The sequence below is a fragment of the Bacillus sp. ABR genome (genome assembly GCF_056172715.1).
In genome coordinates this window covers 353,199-371,981 of the sequence record NZ_JAOYSL010000001.1, presented here as the reverse complement: position 1 = coordinate 371,981, position 18,783 = coordinate 353,199, and the positions used below count along the sequence as shown (strand labels likewise).

Genomic DNA, 18,783 nt, shown 5'->3' with positions numbered 1-18,783 from the left:
ATACTTTTCAATTGGTTTGCCTTATTATAATTTATATTATCAACTATTCCAAGTTGTTTAGAAGGAATTATGTGAAATGGAGGAGACGAATTGACGAAAGTAACGATTATAGCAGGCGGACATTCCGTCCAATCTCGATTAACCGGTGTACTGCAGCATGTTCAGCAGCATTTAACGATCAATGGAATCGATGTACATATCATTCAAGTTCACCAGCTGCCTAGCAGCGCACTAATACGTGCGGACTTTTCAAACGAAGAGATTGTCAAGGCCATTGAACTTGTGAATGAGAGTGACGGTGTCATTGTGTTAACGCCTGTCTACAAAGCTTCATTTTCCGGTATTTTAAAAACGTTTTTAGATTTACTTCCACAGAAAGCGTTGCAAGGAAAACCCGTCCTTCCATTCGTTTTAGGAGGAACCTACGGTCACCTGCTCGTCATTGAATATGCTCTTAAACCGATTATTCATCAACTTGGTGCAACGGTTGTTCAATCTGGCGTGTATGTCGTGGATCAACAGGTCACAAAGCAGGAATCAGGTGATTATTTACTTGATTCAGATGCCGCAAACAGGTTAAACCTCGCATTATCTCAATATCAAAGTCTGATAGGAGGAACAGCCAATGTCGTTCACCCTTAGTATTCTTGATCAAAGCCTTGTCGGTGAAAACGAGAACGCAGAGACGGGCATTCAGCATACTGTCAGATTGGCTGAAGCAGCGGATCAGCTTGGCTATCACAGGTTTTGGGTGTCTGAACATCACAATAACCCTCAAGTAGCAGGTTCTTCCCCTGAAGCACTTGCCGGCTATCTCTTAGCAAAAACAAACAACATACGAATTGGGTCTGGTGGCGTCATGCTTCAGCATTACAGTCCGTTTAAGGTGGCTGAAACATTTCACGTCCTGGCATCATTAGCGCCTGGAAGGGTCGATTTAGGTGTTGGGAAAGCACCGGGAGGACTGAACCTATCGACACAAGCTCTTCAGGAAGATTATCAGGCGTCACGTAAGGATTTTTCTCAGAAATTAGTGGATCTCAACACCTATCTGACGGAACACACAAATGACTTGAATGCTCAGCCCACCCCGCGTATATCACCCGACATCTTCCTTTTAGGGGGAAGTACGGAGAGCGCTGAATTCGCAGCAAAACTTGGTATCTCCTTTGTGTTTGCCTTCTTTATTAATGGAGATGAAGCCTTATTAAAAGAAGCAAGAGAGACCTTCCAAACATATCAGAAAGCGGGCGCCCGCCAGCAGTTCCTTCTTGCCATCACCGTTTCTGTAGCTGAAGATCACGAACAAGCACTCTCGCACATCAAACAAAAGGAAACAGTAAAGGTCTCCTTTTCCGATGGAAGAAAGCTGAATGTCACATCGTTAGAGGATGCAGAAAAACTGGTGAAAGAAACGGAGAAGGAACACTACAACATTCACGTACAAAAAGCCGGCTACACCGCTGGCACAAAAGAAACCGTTCATCACAGGCTGACTGAGCTATCCGAGTCATACGATATCAATGAATTCATCGTGCTGTCGCCAATCGTAGATATTGATAAAAGGATCACGTCTATTACTTTATTAAAAGAAGCACTTGATCAAGAACAAACAAACCAAAAACCAATCAATCAAGAGGTGAACGTCTAATGTCAAACAGTCAACAAATCATTTTATGGAGCAAAAATGGATGCAGTTATTGCAAGAACATTCAATCCTACTTCAACGAACAGCAGATTCCTTTTTCAACGATTGATGTCACAGAGCATGACGATTACAGAAACATTTTAGAAGCAAAATACGGTGTCCGTTATGTGCCTGTAGTTGAGATCAGTCAAAATTCCAATGTGTATCAAGCATTGCTGAATCCAGATATCGAGACTTTAAGAAAAGCGTTAATCTGACATTACATTTTGAATGGAGGTTTGTCATGAGTCGAGATATTTTTCGCATCGCTACCGAAGAAGATGCACCAGCTTTTTTAGAATTGCTGTCCAGTGCATTTAAACCGCTTGGTGAAATGGGCATCGATTGGCCATCCACGAACGCCACACTGAAAATGGTCACAGAAAACATTAAACAGTCCGCTGCCGTTGTATTAGAACGAGACGGCCGGCTCATATCTACCATCACCATACGTTTTCCTTGGGAAAGCACTGAGCCGGTCTCAGGCTATCCATTTGTTTGGTGGTTTGCGACAGCTCCTGATTTAGCCGGTCAAGGGATTGGAAATAAGCTGCTCGATTATGTAGAAAACACCTTGCTTCGGCAGACATATAAAGCTCCTGCATATACACTGGGCACTTCTGGCCGGAAACACCCTTGGCTTTTAGAGATGTACGAACGAAAAGGATATACAAAATATATTGAACGCGAGGCTGAAAATGGAGATTTAGGTGTTTTGATGTATAAAGTGCTTATCCCTGAACGCTTTGATCCAGACATTCTAGGGACACCACCCGCAGAAGAAAAAGTCGAAACGACTTCTACATAGGAGGTGATTCAACGTGGGTGAGTTTTTCAAATGGGAGTACGTGGTCACACTCTTTCCTAAAGTATTATCAGCCCTTCCAACGACCTTGCTGATTGTTTTATTTGCCACTTTGATTGGCGGCTTTCTTGGATTCATCCTTGCTTATTTTCGAATTGAGCGCATTCCTGTTCTGCACCAACTCAGTGCAGTCTATGTCTCATTTATTCGCGGAACGCCTATCCTGGTTCAAATGTTTATTGTCTTTTATGGTCTGCCAGGTGTGCTCGCCGCAATTGGTCTTGATATCTCCATGTGGAACAAATTGATCTTTCTTTATATTACATATGGACTCAATACAGCTGCCTACTTTTCAGAAATATTCCGATCAGCCTTATCAAGTGTCCCAGCATCTCAATATGAAGCGGCTGCCTCAATTGGGCTGACGAAATGGCAGATTTATAGAAGGACGCTCATTCCTCAAGCAGGTAGAATCGCGCTCCCGAATATTGGCGTAGCCATTGTCAACTTATTACAAAATACCTCCCTCGCCTTCACATTGGGCGTGATGGATATTATAGGAAAGGTTCAAACATTAGGGGCTTTATACTATCGCGTATTAGAAGGATACTTTATTGCTGCCGTCATTTTTATTTTGTTAAGTCTGCTGCTGGAAAAAGCGTTTGACCTATTGGAAAAACAGATCAATACACCGAAAACAAGAAAACAGCGTCAGACGACATTTGTTTCCTTAAAAAGACCCGAAACGGCTTTCACAGTAGAAAAGCGTGCGAAGTAAAACGAGGAGGATTTCACATGAAAAATAACAAACAATTCAAAAAACATTACATCATCGGTCTGCTTACACTTGGCTCATTGCTGCTTGCTGCCTGCGGAAATACGGAACAATCGAATGAAGTCAAAGCAGAAGCAGCGAATAATGATCCAGATGCGAAAGAAATCATCGTTGGCACAGGGAACGCTTATCAGCCTTTCGTTTACTTAGATGAAAACGGTCAACTAACAGGCTATGAGAAGGCTGTATTAGATGAAGTGGATCAGCTGCTTCCACAATATAAGTTTAAATATGAATCCTTCGAATTCAAAAATATTCTGCCCGCTTTAGATGCTGGTAAAGTAGATCTCGCTGCCCATCAATATGAAATCAATGATGAGCGCCAGAAGAAATATCTATTTGGAAAAGTTGGCTACACAGATTATACAAGCTATGTGGTTGTTGATAAAGCCTCCGGTCATGATTTTCAAAGCCTTGACGATTTGGCTGGACACAAAGTTCACACCTCTACAGGAAGTAATTTCGCTTATCTTCTTGAGCAATATAACAAAAAGCATGATCGGAAAATTGACATTGTCTACGGAGATGGCGGGAACGAGATTCTCGTCAAAAACCTTCAAAATGGCACAGTCGATGCGGCCCTGCTCACAAAGTATGACGTCAACAAGCTAAACAAACAATTTAATGCCAATCTAGTCACCTCTGGAAAGCCTGTAAACGTATCTAAAACGTATTATCTTTATCAAAAAAACAATACGAAACTTCAAAAAGACATTGATCAAGCATTACAAAAACTAATCGATAACGGCAAGCTCGCTGAATTGTCTAAGAAAATATTGGGCGGAGACTTTACTACATCATAAGAAAGGAGCGATCTGAGTGGATTTTGATGTTGCCTTTATGCTGCAGGCCTTTATAGCCGCACTTCATTATTTGCCAACGACATTGCTATTAGGCTTTCTCCCGCTATTATTTGGCTCTGTCTTTGGATTTGGTATTGCCCTTATCCGTTTTTATCAGGTGCCTGTATTGTCTCCCTTGTTCAAATGGTTTGTGGCTATTTTTAAAGCAATTCCGGTTGTCCTGATTTTGCTCGTATCTTATCTGCTTTTTTCCGATTCACTGGACCATTTGGCTGCATCTCTTTCTCTTCAGATTCGTTTCAGTGATTTGGACAGACGATGGATTGCCATTTTCGCCCTTACTTTATATGCCGTAAGCGGGTTATCTGAAATATTTCGAAGCTCTCTTGCATCTATTCCAAAGGGACAATTCGATGCTGCTCTATCCGTTGGTTTCACCAGCAGACAGGTCTTAAGAAGGGTCATCATACCGCAAGTCTTTCCCATCTCCCTTCCAATGCTGAACAACATGCTGATCAGTTTAATCAAAGCCTCTTCTCTCGTTTCTATGGTGTCTGTGGTCGATATTTTAAACGGCGCTTTAATTAAAGCAAATGTGAACTATCGTTATCTTGAAGCATACATCGCCGTTGCCCTGATCTACTGGGCCCTGTGTGCCTCAATCGAAGCCATTACAGCCGGATATGAGAAATATGGACACAAAAACAAAAGGAGACGATTGGCATGATTGATATCAAACAGGTGCATAAAGCGTTCGGTAAAAATCAGATTCTGAGAGGAATTGATTTAACGGTAGAAAGAGGCGAAGTGGTCGTCATTTTAGGTCCGAGCGGTTCTGGAAAATCAACCTTTCTGCGATGCTTGAATTTTCTTGAGCGTGCAGATCAAGGGGAAATCAGCATTGATCACACGACCGTCAAGTTCAATCAAGCAAAGCCTAAAGACATTCTCGCACTTCGCAGAAAAACCGCCATGGTCTTTCAGCAATATGATCTATTTCTTCATAAAACAGCACTTGAAAACGTCATGGAAGGTTTAGTCATTGCCCGTAAACAACCGAAAGATCAAGCCTATGACACAGCTCTCCAATTACTCACAAAGGTCGGATTACTAGAGAAAAAGGATGCCTATCCGCATCAATTATCCGGCGGTCAGCAGCAGCGAGTCGGCATTGCACGGGCACTGGCTTTGAATCCAGAAGTCATTTTATTCGACGAACCGACCTCTGCATTAGATCCAGAACTTGTAGGAGAAACGCTTGATGTCATTAAACAGGTAGCACAAACCGGGGTCACCATGATCATCGTCACCCACGAGATGAGCTTTGCCTATGATATTGCTGACAGAGTGATTTTCATGGAGGATGGAGTCATCGTCGAATCAGGTACGCCGGAAGAAGTCTTTGAACAGACGAAAGAAGAACGTACGAAACAATTTTTAGCAAGATTCTCTTATCACCATTCATAAAATACAAGTCGATCCATGCGGTCGGCTTGTTTCTGTGCAAAATAAAAACCAGTCTGTTCTAGCCATCAGCCATCACATACTGGTTCTTCTCGTTAGTTCAATTCCTTCAACTGATCAATATAAGCAAGGGCAGCCTCAAATTCTTCGTCCGTATAGCGCTGCTTGCTTTTAATGGTGAAGACCTTTTCCTTTATCTCATCTTCTGGCAGGTCATCAAAATATAAAATCGTTGAGACAAGCTCTAGGAAACGGGACGATTGCTCGTTCATCTGCTGCGTCAGCACTTTGAGGTCAGGCATGTCCACTTCACATTGATCGAGAAACTCTTTCCCATTGTCCGTCAGCGAATAGCGATATTGATAGTATCCGCCCTTTTTTTCCTTCATTTCGTCCAAGAATCCAAGGTTGCACAGCTCTTCAATTCTGAGCGTCAACTCCTCTGAATAGGGGCCATAAAAATGAAAATCGTATTTCTCGTAAAAAGGCAAATCTAGCTTTTTTGCTATGTAAATCATCTTTTGCAGCTTCTTCCGTCCAACGATTTCCCCTGATTCAGAGAATACCTTCATCAACTTTGCATGCTCTTTCAACAAATTCCCGACATCTCCTTTTTCAGTACTTCTTTATCCCAAACCAAGCAGCTTCATGATCGCCTTCTTTTCTTCAGCTTTTTCCGACATATCTACAATTAAGTCCATCGGGAAATAAAGTTTATGATCGGTTCTTCGTTTACCGGAAATGGCGTCAACAATATCTGACTGTCTCGACAGTTCTTTAATATGACCACTTTGCGTCAAAAGGTGAATTGGCAGCCTCTCTTCTTCCTCTCCTGGTCTATAAAAGTCATAGGGCAAGTCAGAAGACGAGTCGACCACTAAATAGTAGTCAGGATCAATTCCTGCCTCCTTAAACAAGGCGGTCAGCTTGAAATATTTCGTCATTTCTTCATTTGGATTAAACTCTGTATATTGGAACAATCGGCGGTTCATAAAACGGCGGCACAAATCGGCCAGCACGTGATCTTCTTCATCTTCCCACGCCTGAAAATAAAATAAAACAATGGATTCATCCAGCTTAATATAGTCCTCTGTGGTGACATTTCCCTCAAAGATTGAGTAAAAATGAACTGGGGCATGTGTAAAAATATAACCCGTTTCATGCAGCTCTTTTGCACGATGAAGGATTTTCGTTAAAATGACTTCAGCACTGCGTGTTACTGGGTGGAAATAGACTTGCCAGTACATTTGATAGCGGCTCATAATATAATCTTCTACCGCATGCATCCCGCTCTGCTTCATCACAATCTGATCTTCTCTCGGGCGCATCACACGTAAAATACGTTCCATATCAAAGTGGCCGTAGCTGACGCCAGTATAATAAGCATCACGCTGCAAATAGTCCATTCGGTCGGCATCGATTTGACTTGAGATCAAACTAACTACCTGTTTGTTTTGATACGTTTTGGCAATGACTTCAGCCACATGCTTCGGGAAATCATCACTCACCCGGCGGAGCACTTCATTGACTTCCGTCTGCCCTAAAATAATATCTCTTGTAAACGATTCATGGTCTAAGTGGAAGACCTTTTCAAAGGAATGAGAAAATGGACCATGTCCGAGGTCATGAAGCAAGGCTGCACTAAGTACAAGCTCGCGCTCTCCTTCATCCCATTCCGGTCGCCCTTTAAACACATCATCCACAATTCGTCTCACAATCTCGTATACACCGAGTGAATGATTGAATCGGCTGTGTTCTGCACCATGAAACGTCAAATACGTGGTTCCTAGCTGTTTAATCCGTCTCAGGCGCTGAAATTCTCTTGTTCCTATTAAATCCCATATTAATGCGTCCCTTACGTGAACATAACGGTGCACAGGATCTTTAAATACCTTTTCCTCAGATAATTTACCTTTTGGATACGCCATCGTTTCGTCCCTCTTTTTTTAAGACGTGTTTCTATTATATCGGGTAACTTTTCCCGAAAACATCCTTGAATTTGCTGGTGAATGTGTTCTCAAAGATTGCACGGACGTAAAAAGCCCGACCTGACAGGGACGGACCTCTTTTTAGGTCGACTGAACACATTCAGTGACATTTATTTGACTTTTTTTTGAACCTTTTCGAGTAATTCATCTTCTGTTGGTGCGGATAATGGGCGATTGTTCACAAACGCAAAAGCCTTTTTTCGTCCTGGACCACAATAGGATTGACAGCCAATCTCAATTTTTGCATCAGGGTCAACCGATTTGAGTCGAGGCAATAACGTCTTTAGGTTCGTCGCATCACAATCGTCACATACGCGAAACTCATTAGCCATGGTCTTACGCTTCCTTTCAATGATGATACTTCATTCTATATGAAACAGTTGGACAGCCAATCGTGAATAATATACCACCCAACATTGTACATCGAAGCGGCTGGACTTGCAAGACGCTTTGCCGTCCCAATGACGCGCTTACATAAAAGCTAGTATTTTCCACTATCCTTTTAGCAAACTTGTATAAACCATCTTGAACTTGGCTAATCTAATACCATCAAATCATATGGGGGTTTAAACACATGTCAAAACAAAGACAAGATGCTTGGTCAGAGGAAAATGATCTCCTCCTGGCAGAAACCGTCTTACGTCACGTCAGAGAAGGCAGTACGCAGCTAAATGCGTTTGAAGAAGTAGGAGACAAGCTGAACCGCACCTCCGCAGCATGCGGATTTAGATGGAATGCTGTCGTGAGGCATCAATATGAAAAAGCGTTGGCACTTGCCAAAAAACAGCGAAAACAACGGATGCGCGCACTTGGCAATGGCCAGCCTGCGAAAAAACGATTACTTTATCAGCCGCAAGTAGAAGAAACGGTCACTCAGGAGGAATTCTCACAGGAATTGGAGCCAGCAAAGGAAGAAACATTTGCACCAGCTGCTGAAACTGCCGAACAGCTTCAGTTTGTGGATCAAAGCTACAATGAAGAGTTAGCTAGTTTATCACATTTATTGTCACAGGCTTCTCCTGCCCCAAATACCGCAGAGAAAAAGCCGGAAGCGAATCCATTTAGGCAGCATCAAGAATTAACCATCGACGATATCATTGATTTCTTACGCCGTTATGAAGGCGATGGTCAGCAATCCACTGCCTTACGTATGGAAAACAGCCGCTTAAAACGAGAAAACAATGAGCTTTCTCATAAAGTCTCGCAGCTAGAAGCTGAAGTGAAAAAGCTTGAAAAGGATCAGCTCACGATTCAAGAAGATTATGAAACACTCGTCAAAATCATGAACCGTGCAAGAAAACTAGTTTTGTTTGAAGAAGACGATAGTGCCGCACCAACCTTTAAAATGGACCGGAACGGCAACCTCGAAAAAATGGCAGAATAACAAAAAGTGCTCCCCGCCTCGGGAAGCACTTTTTTAAATGCCCAAAAATAGCATTACACTAAAAAGGACATTGATCAAAAACACGAACATAAAAATATACCTGACCTGCCTTACTTGAAAATCACCAAACATAAAAATATAAAGACCTGCGATGCCAAGTGTTAGTACAGGCTGAAGAAATGGCACTAAAAGCGAAATGCCGTAGCCGGCTCCCATGATGACAGGAAGCCATAGTAAATAGAGGTAACCGCCATTTTTGGATTTCAAGAAACCACTCCCTCTCTTTCTTCTATCTGCTTGATTTCAGGCTGAACAAACTTGAGTCCGGCTATTGTGCGGCCGCGTTTTTGTGATGTCCAGACCACAATCGCCGGCTGCTCTGTCAGAGATTCTGTATCAATGGTGATTAGCACTTTGTCATGTAATTCAATTGAAGCTTCAGACTCGATTTTACACCCAGATAAACTAATATCATGTATGTTCACCGGCACCTTCTCTTCTAACCGGTCCTCATAGACAAGCGTGCCTGCCACACCTTGCAATGGTCTTCTCATCCATTTGCGCCGAATAGCCTTTGGTACTTTCTCCGTTTCTCTTACAAAGCGGAGAAATGTCCGAACAGCATAGGATTTTTTCTCACGATCCGTTATCGATACGTGCTCTCGTGTGAATAAGAAGCGGATCAGTGATAGGTACTGTGATTTTTCTGTGTCAGTAAAAGCCACACCAACCATCAGCTTGTCTCCCTCCGGATGACTCCAGACCACATCACATGCCACACTTTCATTCTCTGAAAAGAATAATTGCATTTGTCCTTGATTTAGAGAAGAAGCTTGATCCGATGGAATGGATAGACGCGCACCTGAATCACTCATATCTAGTAGAAAACAAGCAATCGACTCATCTTGATGATCGGAACGAAGATGCCCCTCTTTTTCAATGACAAAACGCTCTGATTTTCGATAACGCGGACGATCAAACGCCACAATAAGTGCCATGAACAGCCCTGCACCGTTATAAAGTACCCAAAAAATATTAATCAACGTGAGATCAGCATTCATCGTCCCATTTACCTTCATATCGTATCCTATTTTCACAAGGACAAGCAATGAGAGTAGCAAGAAGATCAAATGAGGAATCATCGTTTTCAAATGAAAATGTCTCTTGTCCGTTTGAATTCCCTTCGGTGTGACAAGGAATTCAACCCTCTTCTTCAAAAATAGCTCACTTAAAGCCACACCAGCCAGGTGGAATGCCATAGAGCTTTCGTAAATATGACTCCAAAACATACTTCTTTTTTGATTCGACACCAGTTTAAACGCTAAATACGAACTAAAGAACGCCGGCAGCCAAAACATGAAAATGGACTGAAAATCGGCCCAGAAACTTTGAATACCAAATAATAAAAACAATATCGGTGTAAGAATGTAAATCATTTTAAACAAACCGTTAAACCAATACACAATGCCATCTAAATAAAGAACGCGCTGCATAAGCGTTAAGCCGCGAACCTTCAATGGATTAAACTTACGGGCGCACTGAATGTTCCCTCTCGACCACCGGTCTCTCTGCTTTAACAAATCAAGCCAGCTTTCAGGTGCCAGACCGACAGCTAATACCTCTCCGACAGACACAGATTTGAACTTCCCTTGGAGAAGCATTCCTGTCGCCATGTCTTCTGTAATTACCCCAGTAGCAAATCCGCCAATTTCCTCTAATGCTGTTCTTCTAAATACCGTATTACTCCCGACATACATGACCGCATTGAATCGATCTTTACCAGCTTGGAGGGTTTGCATGAAAAAGTCCTGCTCATTTGGAATTCGATCCTTCGAGAACATATTATATTGGAAAGGATCTTCGTTATAAAATGCTTGTGGAACTTGAACAAACGCAGTCGCTCCATCATGAAAGTAAGGCACTGTCTTTTCTAAAAAGGCAGGAAGGGGGACCATATCAGCATCAAGTGTGAGAATCAACTCCCCATTCGTTTGAGACATCGCATGGTTTAAATTCCCCGCCTTAGCAAACTTGTTATCTGTTCTTGTCAGATAATGAACACCAAACTCAAAAGCAAGCTGCTTCACAGACTCCCTCTTGCCATCATCACATAAATAAATATGGACGCTGCCTTTTGGATAAGACAAATTCAAACAACCTGCAACCGTGCGTTTTAACACTTCAATTGGTTCATTATATGTAGCTATGAAAATATCAACTGTTGGCAGCCTGTCAAGATCACTGATCATGACTTGTTTCCGATTTGAAGGCTTCCAAACAAGTGTATAAAACACAAGCAGCTGTAAAAATCCAATACATTCACAGGCAACAAGCAAAATTCCCATCACAATATTAAATGTACCTTCATGCGGCAGTGTAAAGAAGAGACGCCAGCAAATGTATGCAGCATTTGTTAACACACAGAGCACAATGGTGATTTTTTTAATCGTAGAGGCCATCGGCTGAATACGATACATCACATACAACAAAGACAAAACACAAAGCATAAACAGCGGGTAATACGTGGTGATGAATGACAATACATTTTCCTTCTTTCTTATGTCATAAAGGACTATCACATATATAAAATTTCATAACAAAGGAGGGGATTCTTCCATTACATTGCCCCTCCAAATCTATATAAATCATTTCCACAATCTATCTAACTGATTCGAATAAAAATCAATGGCTTTTCGATAACTCAAAATAGCAGGATCGTTTGTCGTCTCAGTTAAACAGTTCAGTAATATTTCCATCGCTTTGCTATGTTCCTTCAAATTATACAAAGTCATGGCATAAAACGTTTGAATGGCTTTATTATGCGGATAAGCTTCCATCGCATGCAGGAATATCTGTTTTGACTTTTCATATTCCCCTAAGGTTCTGTATGTACTTCCTAATCCTAGTAAAGCGTCTTCTAGTTCTTCTGAAGACAATCCTAACTCAATGGCCCTTTCATAAAAAAAGACAGCTTGTTTTTCCTTTCCTAACACATCATAACTCCAAGCACATTGATAGTGAATGGAGGCATGGTCTGGATACTCTTCTACAAGACGGGTGAGCATGTCATTGGATTCTTGAAGATGTCCACTTTCTCGAAGTTCAATGGCTTTCAGAAGTTTCGTTTCCATTACATCACCCCTATTTTTTAAGATGGAAAGATGTGTTTACGAGAACACTTTCTCATTCCGCTCAATCATCCGCGTCATGTTTTTCTCAAACTCTAGCTGTTCCTCGGTGGTCAGTCCTGAAGCTGTCAGTTGGTCGCTCAGCTTTTGGAGTTCTTCTAGTAAAAGACGCATGAGAAGCGCACAGTCAATTGGTTCTCCAGTTAATTCTGATAGGGATGCCATCGTATCCGGCTGTATATCAGGGAATACCGCTTTCACCTCATGTCGTTTATCCTTTAAGGCCACCTCATAAAAACGGCGAATCAAATCAGCTCGTTTTCGACCGCTTCCATCTGCACACAAATAGATTTGCACAGCGACCCCTCCGCGTAATCTACGCTGAGAAATGCCGGCAAATTTCTTTCCATTGATACTCAAATCGTAGCTGCCTGGACAGTAAGAGCCGACAATTTCATAAGCTTCAATGTCCACCTCGTACATTGACAGCATCCGGCGGATCAATTCCACCATCGCATCATACCCGCGGTCAATATCAATACCTTTCTTTTGTTCAGCAAAGATTAAAGACACATTCAGTACGCCTTCATCCAGTACCACAGCAAGGCCGCCTGAATTGCGCACAATCACGCGATATCCTTCATCCTCAAGCAGCTTTACACCATCTTGGAGAAAAGGAAGTCTTGTATCCTGAATCCCAAGCACAATCGTATTGTGATGCACCCAAGAACGGGCTGTCGCTGGTGAGAGACCCTTCCCCACCGACGCGCAAAGCGTATCATCCATCGCAAAGGATTGCTTTGGGTCTACATAGAGACCTAGGCTCGATTGATCTATGATTCGCCATGTCGGCTGTGTCAATAACTCAATAGGTTCATTTTTCATGTCCTGCATATCCTCTCGTTCATAAACTGTGTTTATTATACCATGGGAGGAATGGAGGGAGAATGCAAAAAAGCTCCATAACATTTGGCGTCACAGAGCGTTTCAGTTAGATGATTTTGTTTTCTTATTCTTCCTTTTCGAGATGAAATAAAAAGCTGCAATTAAAACGACAGGAACCCCGACCACGAGGCATGCAGCGATCAATGTATTCCACGGCAAATCGATCATCTCCTTAATAGACTAAACTTCTATGAAACAGCCCTCATTTACCCAGCTCAACAAGTCTTCAGCGACCAATTCCGCATGTTGAGGGTCCATCACACCAGCATCGACGATCCACACTTTTTTCTCCTCTTCTGCCTGCCGCATGAGAAGTACTCGCCCGCCGCCATCATCGCCAATGGCTACATAGCCGCTCGCATAATGATGGACTTCCCACGTTGTATTGCGTTCCATTATGTCCTCCGTCCCGTATAACAGAACATCGCCGCCAATGGAACATCCATTTGTCTGTTTCAGCAAGGTTTTATAAGCATGGGGCAGCGCCATGTTTAACTGGGATTCTGCCTCTTTGATATGTATGTCACTTGCTGGTTTGTTCACGTGCAAATTTGGGATTTGAGGTAAATTGAGCATTTTAAGAGCCTCCTCTATGTTAAGCAGCTGATTTTTTCATGACCCTTTTATACATCTTTAAAAGAAAATAGCCTCATCTAGAACTATAGACAGCCATTTTATCTATTACAGCATTTCTTTTAGCAAGCTCTCTGCTTTATGTAATTCATCTAGAAAGGGGTTTAAATAATCATTGTAACTATCCAAATAAGCCCTCACCCCGCCAATGATCAACATCTTTTGGAGATCTTCATTGTTCTGAATGATCCTTTGTGCATCCTTATATCTTTTGTATATTAATTGGAGAACACCTTGATTGATTTCTTGGGAATAGTCTTTTTCTAGGATGTTGATGACGGTTTGGATTTGTTTCGTTAGTTCTTGTTTTTTGTTCATTGAACGCTCCTATTTTCGAAGTTTTATTTAAATCATTCAATGGTACTTTACTGTTAATAATATTGATTGAGCTTTGATGATACACATGCGCTATCATATTTCAGCCCAAACTGCCCCAGTTATGAACCTACAGAAACCGGTTTTGCCAACGATCAACTTGACGCATATTTCACTAACTCATAAATAATTAAAAGGCCCTCTTACCGAGGGCTTAGATTTTAAAATTCTAAAATGTCAATTGTTACTCTTATGCCAATTCCCATACTATTTGGCCATCTACCAAAATCTTATTTGGTGGATCATCATAAAGAGATATCTCAACTAAAGAGCTTTTCTCTTGAATTAACCAATCGTATACACTGCCACTGTTTTCATTAGGATGAGATAGAATATCATTTACTTGGAAAGCAGCTGCAATATATTCTGTAAAATTAATATCATCTTCATCTAACATATTATTTGTTTCAAAAACTGTATCTAGTTTCCCTAAGATTTTCAAGCCACTATTCCATTCCAAAATCATATCTTTTTTTTCATACTTTATTAATGTTCCAATCAAAGAATCATAACCCATTTTTTACCTCCAATTCATTTTAAGGCCTCGCTGGTACGATGTGAGCACCATCTTTCCCATAATGTATCATTCCCTTAGTAGTCTCTTCATACTTTCCAGTATCAATATTATAGTATTTTCCTATTGCTTGGCCAAAGTCTATCCTTTCTTTATTCTTACCCAATTCTTTGCCTGTCCCTGCATATTTATCTAGCAATTCTTGTGCCTTTTTATTATCTCCGTAAAAAATGCTTTTCTTTTTTCCATTTGCTACTTCTTGCTTGTAATTTGGTGTTTCTGGAATATGTTTTTCTTGAGCTCCTGATTTTACTTTTGCTGGAAAACCATTCACTTCACGGTAAGGTCCTTTAGGTACGGATTGTTTTCCGTAAGCAGGTGTTTTAACCCTCTTCACATTCTTCCCTTGATCCAACCTAAAAACATATTTCCCAACCTTCACTATTTTCGTGATTGGGATGATAGAGGCTGCGGATAAGGCTCGGTCTGTGCTACTGATGTTTTGGCTGGTTTCTGGGTCTTTGCCAGTAACGGCTCGGTAGCCGTCGTAGATGCCGGTGTATTCTAAGATGATGTTTTCGGTAGTTGAGACAACTTCGCCGTGTAATATGCGTTTAGCGTTGCCACGGCTGCGGCTTTCTGGAATTTTATCGACTTCTTCTATTCTTATTTCGCCGTTTGCGATATACGTTCGGATGATTTGTTTATTGGCGTAAACGGTGTATCTTCCGCCAATAAAATCAATATCCGATGGGTCCGTGACGACTTCATCTGCGATGTCGAATTCTTTTAACTTTTTAATGCCTTTTACGTTGAATAGTTTACCATTTATGACCCTGATGTCTCTATGAATCTTGTTTTTCCCGTTCACGGCTTCCCTTTGCAATGTCGTAAGCGATGGATCGTTTGCTGTGATTTGTTTACTGATGTTTTTATGGGTGTCATTCCGAACAACCATCTCCACATTCGCCTGTTGTTTCTCTTTCAGTTTCTTCAGCATGATGATCATTGGATTGTCTTTTGGGTTGTCTATTTTGTCGTTCAATCCACTGATGGTGCTGCTTACTTTTTCTTTTTTTCCATCTTTGAAAATAGATCCCTTTTGATAGCTTGTGATGTCGATTTTTGGGCCGGTGAACATGGTACTTAAGGTATCTATGTATTGCTTCATTGTTTGAAGGGGGCTTTTGGTTTCATGTAAAGCACTTGTCTGCTCCCTGTCAAATGCATGAAGCAGACCAATGGTTCTTGAGGTCTCAAGCCATGCCTTTTAATAGTTTTGCTGAAAAGCTGATTCGTCTACACTTGGCAAGTAAACAATATGACCAACTCTGCCGATGGCGTGGTTTACCTCTGATACGATTTCAGAAATCGTACGTTCAGCTTTTTTTAAGCCTTGATCAAGATCATCTTCGATAAACGCTTGTGAGATAAAGCCGTGCTCGTTTGATTCTAGTGCATGAAGAGCCTGCTTTGTGTTTTTTAATGCAGCGCTATATTCCTCAATGACGACCTGAAAGAATTGCAGGAAGGGAATATGGCATTCTGTATAAAAGGCGCGGATAGCTTGTCCTGCTTCTCCCTTTAGTGCGCCATCGAGTGAGATGATGTGATGGATTTGTTTTTCTATGGAGCTGATTTGCTGTGACTGCTGATTTAACGCATTCAGCGTTTGATCTATTCCGTTTATTAGCGCAAAGGCGTCAAGGGTTTTCATTGCGTTCTCCTTTATTTTCTTTTACTGCTGGAAGCAAGCGCCTTGTCCGTTTCAATCATGGTGTTCACCGCTTGTTCTGTTTGTACAAGCTGTTTCTGAAGGATGCCTATATAGGAATTACTTAATTCGTTCAGCTGTTGATTGATCTTTGCTAATGAGTCTGCTGTCAGGAGCTGATTTTTTCCTTTGATGGTTGTTGGAAGGGCTGCATTCATTTGAGTGCCTGATTGTTTTGCTTGCTGTAATACTCGTTTGACCTGACTGGCATCTATTTTAATTTCTCTCGTCATGTGACTACCCTCTTTTTTCTTCCAGTTGTTTCTGCTTTTCTTTCTCTATTTTTCTTTCAACCGAATGAATTTCATGTTCTAACGATTGGATCTCTGATATTAGGTCATTGATTTTCTCATCAATTCGATTTAATAGATTGGTTAGCTGTACACCTTTTATTTCCTGACTGGCGGAAGCCATTTCGTCTCGAATGTCATCAAACGTGTCTGCCAAATGGCCAAACCATGTTTGTGATGTCAGATCTGGATGAGTGATTTTCTTGCTGGCATCTGACAGGGTTGATTTTGCCTCTTTGATTTCTTTGCGGCACATGTTGAGTTCGATGATTTGTTCTTTTTTTATAGATATATCTGCCTTTAATGAATACAAGGCTGTTTTATAACCGATGATTGCTCCAGATATCGTCAAACACCTCTATCCCTTAAATAGTCCTCCGTTATGTTACCATTTACTAGAACAAGAGGCATATGATCGAAAGTGAATTTACCAAAAAATGAATCGTACGTATTGGGTTTTAATACCTATTTCTCGCGCACAAAAAAGCTGAATTCATTTACTGAATCCAGCTGTTTATTGCTTATTTGAGCGAATCACTCGCTGATGCTGATGGATGATCGCTAAATGAGGTGTCTTTCTTTTCAGGAATATAATTGAGAGAGAAACCAACAAGACTAAAAAAGGCACTTAACACCAGTGTTGGGTTTTTGAATAGATTCGTACTCGCAATAATCATATCTCCCTTTTGCAAGAGAATCCCTAGTATTTGACCGAATACCAACAGGGCTCCTGACGTTAAGAACAGGACAAGCAGCACTTTAAATAATAATTCCATTAATGCTCTCATGTGTTTCTCCTTTCTATACTGGAAGTATTCCCATTCCGATGAACCAGCCAATTCCCACGATTGGCAGCATATAGTAGAGAATCAGTGGTATAAAGGTTTTCTCAGGTTTGGCTCCTGCAAGACCAGAAGCAATGAAAATCGATCCTGATGCCGGAGGGGAAGCGCCTTCTGTCGATGAAAAAGCAAGAATGGCGACAACAGCCACAACTGGATCAACTCCGACTGAGACTAAAGCTGAAAATGAGACAAGTCCAACAGCTGTTAATGTAGCTGTTGAAGATAATGGCCCAGCCACCAGCGTGACAAGAATTCCCACAATGAGCACCATGAGCCACTTCGGAATGGTAAGTACTGATGTGATTTGCGTCAAATCTTCTGCCAATCCTAATTCAGCAAGCACCTGACTTGCTGCAACAGCAAACAGCATCAAGGCACCAATCGTTGTAAATTTAGGAATGGCCGACTTGAAAAACTGAGACCAATCTAGTGCAGAGGCCTTTTTCCTTCCAATTGTTAAACTAATCAACATCATGAGAATCGGAATCCACGTAATTAAAGAAATCTGATCCATTGCCTCTGGTCCAATGTTTGGATTACTTTTTAAGTAGTTTGCCAGCGGGCCTATTGTGATAATGATAGGAATCAAGGCACCGAAAAAAATAAAGATCGACTTCCATCCTTGTTTCACAGCTTCCCTAAAAGGAAGAATATCATCTGGCGGCATGGCCTGAATTTTATTCTTTTTCACCAGAATATACACCAAAATAAATCGGTATACGACTTGATACAGTCCTCCTATTAGAAGCGCAATATATAAATCTCCTTCAGATACAAGGGCTGCAATTGGTGCAAAACCCAGCATGATAAACATGGAAGAGTTCGGAGGCAGTGCTGCTCCAAGTCCGCCATTCCCTGCTAAAATGGTCGCTGTATGGGTTCGGCTCCAGCCTGATTTAATCATCCAAGATGCCGTGATAGAGCCAGTGGCAGCTGTGTTTGCAGAATTTGAACCTGAAAGAGCACCTAAGACTGCTGAGCCTAACGTACTCATATAAGCCGCTCCACCAGGAAGTTTACCTACAACCGAATTTAAGATTCGTAAGAGTGCATGAATTAATTCCAGCTTTTCAATCAAATAAGCCATGAATACAAATGCGACAGCTGCATAGAGCACCTCATATGTGGATGCAAATTTTAATCCATCCCAGAAAAGTCTTAATGCATCCAATCCGCCAAATAATGTGGTTGCAATAAAGCCCAATAGCATGGCTTCTCCCATATTCCGTTTCACGACGACATTCCATACAATGATGACAGCTATGAATACAATCAACGCAATAAAACCCATATCGTTTTTTCGCCTCCCCTTC

At 41.5% G+C, this 18,783-nt stretch carries 23 protein-coding genes and 1 pseudogene; 9 read left to right on the top strand and 15 right to left on the bottom strand.

Features of this window, described 5'->3' with window-relative positions:
- Positions 1-90: 90 nt before the first annotated feature.
- From ssuE to OIT90_RS01800, 8 genes are read left to right on the top strand one after another with little or no spacing between them, the layout of a single operon-like run.
- Positions 91-642 carry an NADPH-dependent FMN reductase gene (ssuE, locus tag OIT90_RS01835; RefSeq protein ID WP_474892200.1) on the top strand — a complete coding sequence of 184 codons (552 nt, stop codon included), beginning with the start codon at positions 91-93 and terminating at the stop codon, positions 640-642.
- Positions 626-1,651 carry an LLM class flavin-dependent oxidoreductase gene (locus OIT90_RS01830; protein ID WP_474892199.1) on the top strand — a complete coding sequence of 342 codons (1,026 nt, stop codon included), beginning with the start codon at positions 626-628 and terminating at the stop codon, positions 1,649-1,651. The genes ssuE and OIT90_RS01830 overlap by 17 nt, the downstream gene beginning before the upstream one ends.
- Positions 1,651-1,905, top strand: a complete 255-nt coding sequence (locus OIT90_RS01825) for a glutaredoxin family protein (RefSeq protein ID WP_474892198.1) — start codon at positions 1,651-1,653, stop codon at positions 1,903-1,905. Before OIT90_RS01830 ends, OIT90_RS01825 begins: the two co-directional genes overlap by 1 nt.
- Positions 1,906-1,931: 26 nt before the next feature.
- A complete protein-coding gene (locus OIT90_RS01820) occupies positions 1,932-2,495 on the top strand; it encodes a GNAT family N-acetyltransferase (protein WP_474892197.1) in 564 nt (187 codons plus the stop codon).
- A 13-nt stretch (positions 2,496-2,508) separates the two neighbouring features.
- The gene (locus tag OIT90_RS01815) at positions 2,509-3,270 is read left to right on the top strand and encodes an amino acid ABC transporter permease (protein ID WP_474892196.1); all 762 of its coding nucleotides are present in this window, start codon (positions 2,509-2,511) and stop codon (positions 3,268-3,270) included.
- Between the two features lie 17 nt (positions 3,271-3,287).
- Complete coding sequence (locus tag OIT90_RS01810) at positions 3,288-4,130, top strand: transporter substrate-binding domain-containing protein (RefSeq protein ID WP_339208491.1); 843 nt, start codon at positions 3,288-3,290, stop codon at positions 4,128-4,130.
- 16 nt (positions 4,131-4,146) lie between these two features.
- Positions 4,147-4,857 (top strand): ABC transporter permease subunit, encoded by a 711-nt coding sequence (locus OIT90_RS01805; RefSeq protein ID WP_047202585.1) that lies wholly within the window; start codon positions 4,147-4,149, stop codon positions 4,855-4,857.
- Positions 4,854-5,597 (top strand): amino acid ABC transporter ATP-binding protein, encoded by a 744-nt coding sequence (locus OIT90_RS01800; RefSeq protein ID WP_251180971.1) that lies wholly within the window; start codon positions 4,854-4,856, stop codon positions 5,595-5,597. The genes OIT90_RS01805 and OIT90_RS01800 overlap by 4 nt, the downstream gene beginning before the upstream one ends.
- A 92-nt stretch (positions 5,598-5,689) precedes the next feature.
- On the opposite strand, the gene OIT90_RS01795 is transcribed toward OIT90_RS01800, so the two are convergent.
- The 3 genes from OIT90_RS01795 to OIT90_RS01785 form a co-directional block, all read right to left on the bottom strand.
- Complete coding sequence (locus OIT90_RS01795) at positions 5,690-6,190, bottom strand: YwgA family protein (protein ID WP_212043533.1); 501 nt, start codon at positions 6,188-6,190, stop codon at positions 5,690-5,692.
- 30 nt (positions 6,191-6,220) lie between these two features.
- Positions 6,221-7,522 (bottom strand): HD domain-containing protein, encoded by a 1,302-nt coding sequence (locus OIT90_RS01790; RefSeq protein ID WP_007497716.1) that lies wholly within the window; start codon positions 7,520-7,522, stop codon positions 6,221-6,223.
- Between the two features lie 170 nt (positions 7,523-7,692).
- Positions 7,693-7,914 (bottom strand): YuzB family protein, encoded by a 222-nt coding sequence (locus tag OIT90_RS01785; RefSeq protein ID WP_003215259.1) that lies wholly within the window; start codon positions 7,912-7,914, stop codon positions 7,693-7,695.
- A 242-nt stretch (positions 7,915-8,156) separates the two neighbouring features.
- Between OIT90_RS01785 and OIT90_RS01780 the strand changes: the two genes are divergently transcribed.
- The gene (locus tag OIT90_RS01780) at positions 8,157-8,966 is read left to right on the top strand and encodes an RsfA family transcriptional regulator (RefSeq protein ID WP_034281253.1); all 810 of its coding nucleotides are present in this window, start codon (positions 8,157-8,159) and stop codon (positions 8,964-8,966) included.
- A gap of 33 nt (positions 8,967-8,999) precedes the next feature.
- Here the strand turns inward: OIT90_RS01780 and OIT90_RS01775 are convergent, their stop codons facing one another.
- The 12 genes and pseudogenes from OIT90_RS01775 to OIT90_RS01720 all read right to left on the bottom strand — a co-directional run bounded on the left by OIT90_RS01775 (position 9,000) and on the right by OIT90_RS01720 (position 18,761).
- Positions 9,000-9,233 carry a DUF5970 family protein gene (locus OIT90_RS01775; protein WP_024426379.1) on the bottom strand — a complete coding sequence of 78 codons (234 nt, stop codon included), beginning with the start codon at positions 9,231-9,233 and terminating at the stop codon, positions 9,000-9,002.
- On the bottom strand, positions 9,230-11,506 hold the full coding sequence (locus OIT90_RS01770) for a glycosyltransferase (protein WP_260774973.1): 2,277 nt from the start codon (positions 11,504-11,506) through the stop codon (positions 9,230-9,232). The genes OIT90_RS01775 and OIT90_RS01770 overlap by 4 nt, the downstream gene beginning before the upstream one ends.
- A gap of 105 nt (positions 11,507-11,611) precedes the next feature.
- Complete coding sequence (locus OIT90_RS01765; RefSeq protein WP_047202590.1) at positions 11,612-12,097, bottom strand: tetratricopeptide repeat protein; 486 nt, start codon at positions 12,095-12,097, stop codon at positions 11,612-11,614.
- A gap of 36 nt (positions 12,098-12,133) precedes the next feature.
- Entirely contained in the window at positions 12,134-12,979 is an 846-nt protein-coding gene (gene lipL / locus OIT90_RS01760; RefSeq protein ID WP_144516255.1) for an octanoyl-[GcvH]:protein N-octanoyltransferase, read from the bottom strand.
- Positions 12,980-13,219: 240 nt separating this feature from the next.
- Positions 13,220-13,633, bottom strand: coding sequence for an SMI1/KNR4 family protein (locus OIT90_RS01755; protein WP_474892322.1), 414 nt, complete (start codon positions 13,631-13,633; stop codon positions 13,220-13,222).
- Between the two features lie 87 nt (positions 13,634-13,720).
- Positions 13,721-13,990: a hypothetical protein gene (locus tag OIT90_RS01750; RefSeq protein WP_151284891.1), complete on the bottom strand. Its 270-nt coding sequence runs from the start codon at positions 13,988-13,990 to the stop codon at positions 13,721-13,723.
- 247 nt (positions 13,991-14,237) lie between these two features.
- Positions 14,238-14,564: a hypothetical protein gene (locus OIT90_RS01745; RefSeq protein WP_039182239.1), complete on the bottom strand. Its 327-nt coding sequence runs from the start codon at positions 14,562-14,564 to the stop codon at positions 14,238-14,240.
- A gap of 19 nt (positions 14,565-14,583) precedes the next feature.
- A pseudogene (locus OIT90_RS01740) lies at positions 14,584-16,278 on the bottom strand (T7SS effector LXG polymorphic toxin).
- 11 nt (positions 16,279-16,289) lie between these two features.
- Entirely contained in the window at positions 16,290-16,568 is a 279-nt protein-coding gene (locus OIT90_RS01735) for a YwqI/YxiC family protein (RefSeq protein ID WP_064498874.1), read from the bottom strand.
- Between the two features lie 4 nt (positions 16,569-16,572).
- Complete coding sequence (locus OIT90_RS01730) at positions 16,573-16,971, bottom strand: YwqH-like family protein (protein ID WP_474892321.1); 399 nt, start codon at positions 16,969-16,971, stop codon at positions 16,573-16,575.
- A 175-nt stretch (positions 16,972-17,146) separates the two neighbouring features.
- Positions 17,147-17,413, bottom strand: a complete 267-nt coding sequence (locus OIT90_RS01725) for a hypothetical protein (RefSeq protein WP_039182253.1) — start codon at positions 17,411-17,413, stop codon at positions 17,147-17,149.
- A 13-nt stretch (positions 17,414-17,426) separates the two neighbouring features.
- Positions 17,427-18,761 (bottom strand): TRAP transporter large permease subunit, encoded by a 1,335-nt coding sequence (locus tag OIT90_RS01720; protein ID WP_474892195.1) that lies wholly within the window; start codon positions 18,759-18,761, stop codon positions 17,427-17,429.
- Positions 18,762-18,783 lie beyond the last annotated feature (22 nt).